This is a genomic window from Loigolactobacillus bifermentans DSM 20003, assembly GCF_001434575.1.
GTDB classification, from domain to species: Bacteria; Bacillota; Bacilli; order Lactobacillales; family Lactobacillaceae; genus Loigolactobacillus; species Loigolactobacillus bifermentans.
The window spans coordinates 1-11,892 of record NZ_AZDA01000111.1; the positions used below are offsets into that span (position 1 = coordinate 1).

The following is an 11,892-nucleotide window of genomic DNA, read 5'->3' on the forward strand; positions in this document are numbered from 1 at the left end:
CTGACTTATACGGCCGCGGCGACTTTGACGGTATCGACAAGTTGGAACAAGAATTACTCCAACAAAACGCACAACATAAAGACTGGGCTTGTACTGAAGACATGATGAAGTTGACCAAAGATGGCAAAGCTTTGTACATGCATCCACTTCCAGCCGACATCACTGGCGTTTCAGCTGAAGAAGGCGAAGTTGACGGTTCTGTCTTTGATCGTTACCGCAACCAATTGTACAAACAAGCGAGCTTCAAGCCTTACGTCATTGCAGCCATGATCTTCTTGAGCAAATTCAAGAACCCTGCTGAAATCTTAACCAACTTGGAAACACGTGGTAAAGCACGCCAAGATTATAAATAGGAGGCGCGCACATGAAACGTGTAGTCGTAGCATTAGGTGGTAACGCATTAGGTAGTAACTTGCATGAACAAATGCAAGCGGTTAAAACAACAGCAAAAGCAATTGCAGATTTAATTGAAGAAGGCTATGAAGTCATCTTATCTCACGGTAATGGTCCACAAGCCGGTATGATTCGTTTAGCAATGGATCAATTGACAAAATTAGACCCAACTAAATATCCAGAAGTGCCATTATCAGTCTGTGTTGCAATGAGTCAAACTTATATTGGTTACGATTTGCAAAATGCTTTGCGTGAAGAATTATTAAGTCGTGGGATTCAAGAACCTGTTGCAACTGTTGCAACACAGGTTGTTGTCGATAAAGACGATCCTGCATTCAAAAACCCAACGAAGCCAATCGGTAGCTTCATGACCAAAGAAGAAGCCGAGAAGAAAGCGTCTGAAATGGGCATTGATGTTATGGAAGATGCTGGTCGCGGTTATCGTCAAGTTGTCGCTTCTCCACGGCCCAAAGCAATTGTCGAAGAAGAAACCATTAAGGCCTTAATTGATGCTAAACAAACAGTGATTGCTTGTGGCGGCGGTGGTATTCCAGTTGTCCGTTGTGAAAATGACGGTTTATCAGGTGTACCAGCAGTGATCGATAAAGATTTCTGTAGTGCATTGTTGGCCGAAAAAGTTGATGCAGACATGTTAGTCATTTTGACAGCTGTTGAACACGTTGCGGTTAACTTTGGCAAACCAGATCAAAAATCATTAACCAACGTAACAGTTGATGAAATGAAACAATACATTGATGAAAAACAATTTGCACCTGGTTCAATGTTACCTAAGGTCGAAGCAGGCATTCAATTTGCTGAATCTAAACCTGGCCGTAAAACATTGATCACGTTGTTAGAAAAGGCCAAAGATGGTTTAGCTGGTAACACCGGCACGACGATTCAGGCTTAAGGATAAGAGGAGAATAAGTATGAGCAATCAATCAATTACATCACCAGATGCACCAAAAGCAGTTGGACCATATTCTGCAGCTGTTTTGGCAGGCAATACACTTTTTGTTTCAGGTCAATTAGGCTTAGACCCTAAGACTGGTAAACTGCAAGATGGCGTTGAAGCACAAGCTGAACAAGGCTTGAAAAACTTAGGCGCTTTGTTAAAAGCAGCTGATATGGGTTACGAAAATGTTGTTAAAACAACTATCTTTATTCAAGATATGAACGATTTTGCTAAGATCAATGCAATTTATGGTAACTACTTTAAAGATTTCTTACCAGCACGTTCATGTGTTGAAATTGGTAAATTACCAATGAACGGATTGTTTGAAGTTGAAGCCGTAGCTGTCAAAGGATAATGAATTAACTCATTCATTATTTTAGGTGATTTTAGAGAGGGTCTTGCGTATTGGACAATAAAAAAACAGGAGGGCTATTTGATTATGATGCCAAAGTTTCCTTTGGCGAAGTAGCACCTCTAGGCATACAGCACGTTGTTGCAGCGATTGCGGGAATTATCACACCAGGAATTATGGTGGCCAAAGCAGCTCATTTGGGCACCCACGATACAACCTTGATTATTCAAACCTCATTGATCATGGCAGGTATTGCGACACTGGTACAACTCTTTCCAATTTTTGGCCGATTTGGTTCACGATTACCGGTCATGATGGGAGCAAGCTTTGCTTGTATTCCAATATTATTGGTAATTGGTGGGCAGTTCAATATCGCATCGATCTTTGGAGCTCAGATCATTGGCAGTTTAGTGATTGTTTTAATGGGATTTTTCCTAAAGTATATTCGGGCGCTTTTTCCACCAATTGTGACAGGGACGGTTATTTTAAGTATTGGGTTCTCACTTTTCCCAGTCGCCGTCGCCTATATGGCAGGTGGAACGGGTAGTGCACATTTCGGTTCTCCTAAGAACTGGATCGTTGCAATTGTGACATTTGTTGCCGTATTCTACTTTAACTATTTTGCAAAAGGACTTTTGCGATTGTCATCTATCCTGAATGGTATGGTCATTGGTTATATTGTAGCGTTAGTTTTAGGCATGGTTGATTTTAACCCTGTTAAATCAGCTGGCTTCTTCCAAGCTATCGTGCCAATGCACTTCCACGCAGAATTTCATATTGTGCCAATTTTAACATTAACCATTGTTTTCTTAGTCGATGCAGTCCAATCAATTGGCCAATTTACAGCGACAACGGTTGGTGCAATGGATCGTCAACCCACAGATAAAGAATTATCTGGGGCTTTAATGGGGAAAGGGATTATTAATTTCCTCGGTGGCTTCTTTGGCGGTATTCCAGTTGGAACCTTTGGTCAAAATGTTGGTTTGGTAATTGATACTAAAGCCATTAACAAACGTATTTTAGGTCTTTCGTCGATTATTTTAGTAGTCGCGGGTGTCGTACCTAAGATTTCATCAATCTTACAAACGATTCCATACGCGGTTATCGGTGGTGCAACAGTTTCTGTTTTCTCGATTATTGCGATGACAGGGATTCGGACAATTGTCTCTGCAGGGTTAACACCGATCAATACTGGCATTGTTGGTTTATCTTTGGCAACTGGGATTGGTGTTGCGTTAACACCAAACTGTTTATCAGGTTTCCCATCATGGGTGACAACGATTTTCGGTAGTTCAGAAGTTATTTTAACCACCATTATGGCGTTAGTTTTGAACATCGTTTTAAACCATCGTCCAGTGAAAAAGGAAAAACCAATCAAACAAGCAACAACACAACATATTAGTTAAGCAATCAATAAAAAAATTAAGCATTTGCTTGATTTTTTTATTTGCCTGGCGTTATCTAAGCGCAAAGAACGGAGCGACATGAGTGGTAAATAATGATAAATTTCACTATCAGATTCAATTGATATTACAGCAACAGCATGCGCAGATCACACCTGAAGTCATTGAGTTGTTAGCCGGAATTAAACAAAGTGGTTCACTGTTGTTGGCAACACAACACTGTCACTTTTCTTATAATAAGGCTTGGCGTTTAATTAAGCAGGTCGAGCATGAAATTCAAACGCCGCTGGTGCATTCTGTTAATGGTGGTGCGAATGGTGGCGGGACACGCCTAACGGAAACTGGTATACTGATACTGAAAAAATATACTAGTTTTCAGAAAAAAGTAACACCACTCGTCGAACAGTGCTTTCAAGAAGTCTTTGCAACGGAGGAATCAAACAATCATGAATAAATTAATTCAAGCAATTTTAACGCAATTAAAGGCAGGACAAGATGTTGAATTTGTTACCGTACTTGATAGCAATGGCCCAACGCCACGTGGTGCAGGTGCACACATGCTGATCAATGCATCGGGTTATCTTTGTGGCACAATTGGTGGCGGCAAGATTGAGGAATCTAGTAAACAGGTTGCACTTGAAGCGTTACAAGCACATAAAAGTACAATTGAACAGTTTAAATTAGTACCAAGTGACTTAGGTATGATGTGTGGTGGTAATTCGCAAGTATTATTCACCTTTTTAGATCATCAAGATGGCTTAACGCTGCAAGTCTTTGAAGCGTTACAACAAGCGTTGACGGCACACCATGCGGTCTGGCTACAACAAGTTTATGAGGACGAATCGGTTACATTAGGTGTTGCAGGGACAGCCGTCTTAGGGCAGAAAATTGAGACAAGTTATTTAACACAAAAACCACATTTGCTACAGGAAAAAGGAAGTGCTACGGCAACTTTTGTTGAACCAATTAGTCATGCAAGTCGTGTTTTTATTTTCGGTGCTGGCCATTTAGCGCAGGCAATTGTACCTGTGTTAAAACGCTTAGATTTTTATACGCAAGTTTATGATGATCGTGTACCATTATTGACAACTGAGCGATTTCCAGATGCTGATGAATTACATGAATTTGATTTAGACGCATCATTTGAATTAACAGATGTTGACTATGTGCTGTTGATGACACGCAGTCACGAGCTTGATTATCAATTGCAGGCGAAGCTGTTGCAGACGCCAGCCTTATTTATTGGTGGTATTGGCAGTAAGCACAAACATCGTGTTCACCGTGTGCGCTTGTTAAAGGCAGGTTTTACTGAGGCTGAGGTTGATCGCGTTCAGATGCCAGTTGGACTAGCGATTGATGCAGAGTCACCCGCCGAGATTGCGATTAGTATTGCGGCTGAAATGATTCAAGTGCGTGCAGGACTTGACTAAAATAGAATAAAAATAATACTATCACGTGGGAACTTTGCTGATGCAACAGGGACCACGTGATTTTTTGGAATAACCAGCAAAAAAAATTTGCTCAAAAAAATATTTTTAATGCAATCCGTGGTATAATTAATGTGAAATTCCAAACAACCATGGAGGTGTTTATATGTATTCCTTAACCGTTAATGGGGAAGCAGTAACTTGTTCTGAAGATAAAAAATTGATGCACTTTTTGCGTGATGATTTAGGGCTCACTGGAACCAAGGATGGCTGTAGTCAGGGATCATGTGGAGCTTGTACTGTGCTAATAAATGGTAAGGCTTCCAAAAGCTGTTTATTCACGTTATCAAAAGTTGAAGGTAAAGAAGTTACAACAATTGAAGGTATTTCGCAACGTCAAAAAGATGTTTTTGCGTATGCTTTTGGTAAAGTTGGTGCTGTTCAATGTGGTTATTGTATTCCAGGTATGGTGATTTCTGCCGTTGGTTTATTAGGCAAGAAGCCAGAACCCGATGAAAAGGATATTCGCAAAGGGATTCGTAGTAATATTTGTCGTTGTACAGGTTACGTTAAGATTATTGAAGGGATTCAACTCGCTGCCAAGATGTTGCGTGAAGACACACCAATTCCAGCTGAAAAAGAGGATGGTCATTTAGGCGAAAGCATGAAACGGGTTGATGCCGCTGAAAAGACATTAGGAACTGGCAAATATACTGATGATATGACTGTACCTGGTATGCTGTATGCTTCAGCAATTCGGAGTGCTTATCCACGTGCAAAAGTCTTAAGCATTGATAAAAGCGCGGCTTTAGCGGATGAGAATTGTGTTGCTGTCTTAACGTCTGAAGATGTTCCTGGTAACAACAAAATCGGTCACTTGGAATTTATTTCAGATTGGGACGTAATGATTCCAGTTGGTGAAACAACCCGTTATGTAGGCGATGCGGTCGCGTTAGTGGTTTCAAAGGATAAGGAAGCACTAGATGGCTTAAAAGACTTAGTGAAGATTGAATATGAAGCATTAAAGCCAATGATTTCTTGTGAAGAGGCTTTAGCCGATGATGCCGAAAATATTCATCCTAAAGGTAATGTGTTATCCCATGAGCATTTGATCCGTGGGCATGCTGATGAAAAATTAGCAGCATCTAAATATGTTGTGACGCAACATTACACTGTGCCAATAAATGAACACGCTTTTATGGAACCAGAATGTGCAATTGCAATGCCAGAAGATGATGGTGTTTTACTTTATTCTGGTGGTCAAGGAATTTATGATGAACAACGTGAAGTTGCGCGCATGTTAGGCCTTGAGAAAGAAAAAGTACACGTTCATTCAATGCTTGTTGGTGGTGGGTTTGGCGGTAAAGAAGATATGAGTGTGCAACACCACGCTTCTTTAGCAGCTTATTGCTTGCAAAAACCAGTTAAAGTTTTATTCACTCGTCAAGAAAGCTTGATGGTCCATCCTAAGCGCCATGGGATGGAAATGGACTTTACAACTGGCTGTGATGCTGATGGTAATCTGACAGCAATGAAAGCTGTGATTTACGCTGACACCGGTGCATATGCTTCCTTAGGGGGCCCAGTGTTGCAACGTGCTTGTACCCATGCAGCCGGCCCTTACAAATATCAAGATATTGATATTGAAGGGACTGCTGTTTATACGAACAATCCACCATCAGGTGCATTCCGTGGTTTTGGTGTTTGTCAAACCGCGTTTGCGATTGAAAGTAGCATTAACGTTTTGGCTAAAAAAGTTGGCATTACACCATGGCAAATTCGCTACCAAAATGCGGTTGAACCAGGAGATGTTTTGCCAAACGGCCAATTGGTTGCTAGTAATGCTGCATTGAAGGAAAGTTTGTTAGCAGTTAAAGCCGCATATGAAGCTGCACCGGTTGCTGGTGTGACTTGTTTCTTCAAGAATAGCGGGATCGGTGTCGGACTTGACGATTATGGGCGTTGTATCGTTTCAATTGAATCAGGTAAGGTTCATATTCGGTCTAGTGCTGCTTGTATTGGTCAAGGTTTTGCAACGGCAGCAACCCAAATTCTTTGTGAAGCAATTGATTTGTCACCAGATTTGATTATGGTTGAAGATCCAGATACAACACGCACACCAGATGCTGGAACAACGACGGCATCACGGCAATCCTTAGTAACAGGGGAGGCCATTCGTCGTGCTGGCCAACAATTACGTGAAGATTTAGACATGGGCCATTCAATTGCTGATTTAGAAGGCAAGGAATATTATGGTGAATTCAATCCTAAGACAGATCCAATTGATTCTGATAAACAGAATCCAGTTAGTCACGTGGGTTACGGTTATGCGGCTGAAGTGGTAACATTAGATGATAAACAAAAGATTGAAAAATTTGTCGCTGCATATGATATTGGTCAAGTTATTAATCCACCAGCTGCTGAAGGTCAAATTGAAGGTGGCATCGTTATGGGAATGGGCTATGCCTTAACAGAGCACTTTGATTTAGATCAAGGTTACGTTAAAGCAAAGTATTCAACCTTAGGTTTATTAGACGCCTCCAAAGTACCGCCAATTGAAACCCAATTTGTTAAGAGCAGCCATATTCATGAAGGCTTGGCTTATGGTATCAAAGGTGTTGGGGAGCTTGCTACTGTTTTAGCAGCACCAGCGATTGCAGGTGCCTACTATGCATTAGATGGTGAATTACGGCCAAGCTTACCATTGGAAAACACACCATACGCTAAAAAGAAGCGGTAATTGATTCATGCAGTGACAGTTGCGGAGGACATAGCGTGTGAAACTTTCAGTAATTATTTTGGCGAGTGGTTTTTCGCGTCGCATGGGATCACAAAATAAATTGTTTTTACCACTTGGTACATCTAATTTTTTAAGGCATACATTACAACTTGTTTCAGCATTGGATTGTGATCAACGAATCATTGTGATTAATGCTGCAGATGCTGCACAGGCGGCGATTCCGCCTGAATTTCAAGTGGTGATCAATCACACACCAGAACAAGGCCAAGCACATTCAGTGGTTTTGGGAACCGAGGCCGCATCAAGTGATGTTTACTTGTTTCTTCCTATTGATCAGCCAGCTTTAACAGTTCAGTGTTTAAAGCCATTACTGATCAAGGCTGCTATCAATCGCATCGTTTATCCGGTTGTATTAGATAAACCAGTTAATCCAATTTTATTTGGTCGTTTATTTCGGCAACAACTCTTAAATTTGACAGGAGATCACGGCGGTCGTGTGATTCGTGATCAGTATCCAGCAGCATGTGTTCCAATCGTGTCTCAGGCAGCTTGTTTTAAGGATATTGATACAGTGGTTCAATATCAGCAGTTTCTTGCAAAGCAGAGGTTGAAATAATCATGGATCTCATGGCTTGTTTTCAATTACCGCAACACTGTGTTGTATCGATTATCGGAAGTGGTGGTAAAACCACATTGTTGAATACATTGGCGCAGCATTATGCGACGCAGCGAACGCTTATCACAACGACGACTAAGATGTATTACCCACAACAGGCTGCATATGATTGCATTTGGCAACCAAATACGCTCAAACCACCACTGACAGCAGGTATCTATCTCTATGGGCAACGCCAAATGACGGCAATGGGTGAGAAGCTATTGCCAGGTGATTTACAGATATTAGAACAAAAATTAAATGATTTTGATAAAGTGTTGATTGAGGCGGATGGTGCTCATGAGCGTTTATTAAAAGCTTGGGCTGACTTTGAGCCCGTTATTTTCAAGAAAACATCGCTGACGATTGGTGTCATTCCAATCAGTGCTTGCGGGCGATGTTTATCCAGTGACCTTGTGCATCGCTTACCTTTGTTTCTGAAATATGGTCCTTTTAGAGCAGGCCAACTGGTCACACCACAACTTTTGGCTCAAGTTATCGAACATCCGCAAGGGATGTTTGGACACATATCCGGCCCTAAAATCTTAGTCTTGAATCAAGTTGATGACTTTAATAAAATTAAACTAGCTGAAGTTTTAAGCCAGCACTTATCTACGGCGTTTTGCGCAACGTTGGATAAGATTATCATTTCAGATGTCAAACAACATTGGGGACGAGTAATATGGAACAGCAAAAGATAACTGATACGATTGCTATCATTCGTGGTGGCGGGGATTTAGCAACAGGTGTGGCACAAAAATTATTTCATGCAGGTTTCAAAGTTATTATGTTAGAAACGGCACATCCACTGATGATTCGGCGTCAAGTCTCATTAGGCAGTGCTGTCACAGATGGCCAAGCAGTGGTTGAAGACTTAACGGGTGTTTGTACAACTGCAGCAGGACTTGAGCAGGTTTGGCGGCAGCAGCAGATTCCGATTGTTGTTGATGCTGAAGGTGAACTGATTCACAAACTGCGACCAACGATTGTGATTGATGGTATTTTAGCAAAGCGCAACCTAGGAACACATCGTAATATGGCGCCAATAACAATTGCATTAGGACCTGGGTTTAAGGCACCGGAAGATGTCGATGCAGTTGTTGAAACCATGCGCGGTCATCAGCTAGGGATGGTCATTCAAAATGGAGCACCCTTACCAAACACTGGGATTCCAGGTGTGATTGCTGGTAAAAGTAACGAACGTGTTATTCACGCACCAGCTGCAGGTTTGGTGAAATTCAAGCATGATATTGGAGATATTGTTCAGAAAGATGAAGTGTTGTTCTATATTGGTGTGACGCCGGTACGGTCACCATTGAGTGGCACGTTACGCGGGTTAATTGCAGAAGGGACTTGGGTGAATGAAGGTTTGAAAATTGCTGACGTTGACCCAAGGACAGACGTGGCATGCGATCACATCTCAGATAAAGCACGTGCCATTGGTGGCGGTGCACTGGATGCAGTGTTCATGATTGGACGACATAAAGGATTATTATAACGCTAAATATTGAGAAGTTGTGACTAAATGTCACAACTTCTTTTTTTTCGGGGATTTCACCTAAAAATAATTTTACCCTCTGAAAAATATTGTGAATTATCCAATGTGTGTTATATTAATCATGTTATATAAATAACGCAGGTTGTTTAAAAGTATAATTTTTGTTTCGAGGAAGGGTGTTTCAAAATGACATTAGCCAAGATTGTTTATGCAAGTATGACTGGTAACACTGAAGAGATCTCTGAAATTCTTGAAGAAAAACTAAAAGCTGCCGGGGTTGACGTAGACCGCGTTGAAGCTGACGATGCTGATGCGTCTGATTTTGAAGACGCTGACATTTGTGTCGTTGCAACCTACACATATGGTGATGGCGAATTACCAGATGAAATCGAAGACTTCCATGATGATTTAGCAGACGTCGATTTAGCAGGCAAGACTTACGGCGTTGTTGGTAGTGGGGACGATGAATTGTACCCAGATACTTTCTGTACAGCAGCTGATTTGTTTGAAGAAGCATTTGAAGCCACTGGTGCTAAAAAAGGCAGCGCAACTGTTAAAATCAATAACGATGCCGAAGATGAAGACGTTGAAAATCTTCAAAAATTCGTGGACGAATTAGTCAAATAACGAAGACTTTAATTTTTTTGCCTAATAATTAAAGCGGATACATGAGTTTATGTTTCTAAAATAAGGACGTGTAGAAAAAATGAGTAAAACAAAGACAATGGATGGTAACACAGCCGCAGCGTATGTCTCATACGCTTTCACGGATGTTGCAGCTATTTACCCAATCACACCAAGTTCAACAATGGCTGAAGTCGTTGATGCTTGGGCTGTTGCAGGTAAAAAGAACATTTGGGGTGAACCTGTTAAGGTCATCGAAATGCAGTCAGAAGCCGGTGCTTCAGGTACTGTCCATGGTTCATTAAAAACTGGTGCATTAACTTCAACTTATACAGCTTCACAGGGTCTGTTATTGATGATCCCTAATATGTTCAAAATTGCTGGTGAATTGTTACCAACAGTATTCCACGTTGCTGCACGTGCCGTTGCAACAAACGCCTTGAGCATTTTTGGTGATCACAGTGATATTATGGCTGCGCGCTCAACTGGTTTCTGTATGTTAGGCGAAAGCACAGTCCAAGAAGTCATGGATCTTTCTGGTGTTGCACATTTAGCCAGTATCGAAGGCAGCTTACCATTTGTAAACTTCTTTGATGGTTTCCGGACAAGTCATGAATTACAACGGATCGAAGTTATTGATTATGATGATTTGAAGGGTATGATCAACCAAGAAGCTTTGCAAAACTTCCGTGATCGCGCCATGAACCCTAACCATCCATATGTTTCTGGCTCAGCACAAAACCCAGATATTTACTTCCAATCTCGTGAAACTGTCAATAAATACTATGATGCAATGCCTGCCATTGTTAAAAAGTATATGGGCAAGATCAACGAATTACGTGGGACAGACTACGACTTAACCAACTACTATGGTGATCCAGAAGCAACAGAAGTCATCATTGCAATGGGTTCTGTGGCACCAACTGCACGTCAGGCCGTTGATTACTTAAACGAACAAGGTCGTAAAGTCGGCTTTATCGCCATTCACTTGTATCGTCCATTCCCAGCTGAAGACTTATTAGCTAAGTTGCCTAAGACTGTTCAAGACGTTGCTGTGCTTGATCGGACTAAGGAACCTGGTTCAGATGGCGAACCATTATTGTTGGATGTTCAAAGTGTGCTTTATCGCCATGAAAATCAACCAACCGTTATTGGCGGTCGTTACGGGATTGGTTCTAAGAACGTCACACCTGATCAAATCGTTTCAGTATTTGATGAATTACAAAAACCAGCTGCTGATATGAAGCAACGCTTCACAATCGGTATCGTGGATGATGTGACACACATGTCATTACCAAAACGTGAAGTACTTGATTTAACACCTAGTGATATTTTCCAAGCTAAGTTCTGGGGCTTCGGTTCAGATGGTACTGTCGGTGCTAACAAACAAGCAATCAAGATTATTGGTGACCATACTGGCCAATATGCACAAGCATACTTTGCTTATGATTCCAAGAAGTCTAGTGGTTTGACGATCTCTCATTTACGTTTCGGTCATCAACCAATTGATTCAACTTACTTTGTTGAACGTCCAAACTTCGTTGGTTGCCACAACCCAGCTTATATCCATCGTTATAACTTAATTGATGGTTTACGTGATGGTGGGACTTTCTTACTGAACACTTATTGGGATGTTGAAAAGACCAAGCAATTATTACCTTCAAACTTGAAACGTTACATTGGCGAACATAACATCAAGTTCTACATCATTGATGCCTTAGCAATTTCACAACGTAATGGTTTAGGCCGTCGAATCAATACCGTTATGTCCACTGCCTTCTTCGAAGTAACGGATATTATGGATCGTAAAGACTTCGTACCATTATTGAAAGAAGAAGTTGACAT

At 41.3% G+C, this 11,892-nt stretch carries 11 protein-coding genes and 1 pseudogene; all 12 read left to right on the forward strand.

The features are described from left to right. Window positions 1-353: pseudogene (locus FC07_RS11980) on the forward strand (knotted carbamoyltransferase YgeW); the annotation flags it as partial. Between the two features lie 11 nt (window positions 354-364). Then, window positions 365-1,303, forward strand: coding sequence for a carbamate kinase (arcC, locus tag FC07_RS11985; RefSeq protein ID WP_057905328.1), 939 nt, complete (start codon window positions 365-367; stop codon window positions 1,301-1,303). Window positions 1,304-1,322: 19 nt separating this feature from the next. After that, on the forward strand, window positions 1,323-1,703 hold the full coding sequence (locus FC07_RS11990; protein WP_057905329.1) for a RidA family protein: 381 nt from the start codon (window positions 1,323-1,325) through the stop codon (window positions 1,701-1,703). A 50-nt stretch (window positions 1,704-1,753) separates the two neighbouring features. Continuing rightward, window positions 1,754-3,106 carry a uracil-xanthine permease family protein gene (locus tag FC07_RS11995; RefSeq protein WP_057905330.1) on the forward strand — a complete coding sequence of 451 codons (1,353 nt, stop codon included), beginning with the start codon at window positions 1,754-1,756 and terminating at the stop codon, window positions 3,104-3,106. Between the two features lie 82 nt (window positions 3,107-3,188). Then, the gene (locus tag FC07_RS12000) at window positions 3,189-3,557 is read left to right on the forward strand and encodes a winged helix-turn-helix domain-containing protein (protein WP_057905331.1); all 369 of its coding nucleotides are present in this window, start codon (window positions 3,189-3,191) and stop codon (window positions 3,555-3,557) included. Then, window positions 3,550-4,533 carry an XdhC family protein gene (locus tag FC07_RS12005; RefSeq protein WP_057905332.1) on the forward strand — a complete coding sequence of 328 codons (984 nt, stop codon included), beginning with the start codon at window positions 3,550-3,552 and terminating at the stop codon, window positions 4,531-4,533. Before FC07_RS12000 ends, FC07_RS12005 begins: the two co-directional genes overlap by 8 nt. A gap of 163 nt (window positions 4,534-4,696) precedes the next feature. After that, window positions 4,697-7,270 (forward strand): selenium-dependent xanthine dehydrogenase, encoded by a 2,574-nt coding sequence (gene xdh / locus FC07_RS12010; RefSeq protein WP_057905333.1) that lies wholly within the window; start codon window positions 4,697-4,699, stop codon window positions 7,268-7,270. Between the two features lie 37 nt (window positions 7,271-7,307). Next, window positions 7,308-7,886, forward strand: a complete 579-nt coding sequence (locus FC07_RS12015) for a nucleotidyltransferase family protein (RefSeq protein WP_083483310.1) — start codon at window positions 7,308-7,310, stop codon at window positions 7,884-7,886. Between the two features lie 11 nt (window positions 7,887-7,897). Continuing rightward, the gene (gene yqeC / locus FC07_RS12020; protein WP_268888242.1) at window positions 7,898-8,626 is read left to right on the forward strand and encodes a selenium cofactor biosynthesis protein YqeC; all 729 of its coding nucleotides are present in this window, start codon (window positions 7,898-7,900) and stop codon (window positions 8,624-8,626) included. Next, window positions 8,608-9,423, forward strand: coding sequence for a selenium-dependent molybdenum cofactor biosynthesis protein YqeB (yqeB, locus tag FC07_RS12025; RefSeq protein ID WP_057905335.1), 816 nt, complete (start codon window positions 8,608-8,610; stop codon window positions 9,421-9,423). Before yqeC ends, yqeB begins: the two co-directional genes overlap by 19 nt. Window positions 9,424-9,609: 186 nt before the next feature. Further along, window positions 9,610-10,050 (forward strand): flavodoxin, encoded by a 441-nt coding sequence (locus FC07_RS12030; protein ID WP_057905336.1) that lies wholly within the window; start codon window positions 9,610-9,612, stop codon window positions 10,048-10,050. A 79-nt stretch (window positions 10,051-10,129) separates the two neighbouring features. Further along, the coding region (gene nifJ / locus FC07_RS12035) for a pyruvate:ferredoxin (flavodoxin) oxidoreductase (protein ID WP_235807510.1) at window positions 10,130-11,892 on the forward strand (1,763 nt) is incomplete at its 3' end.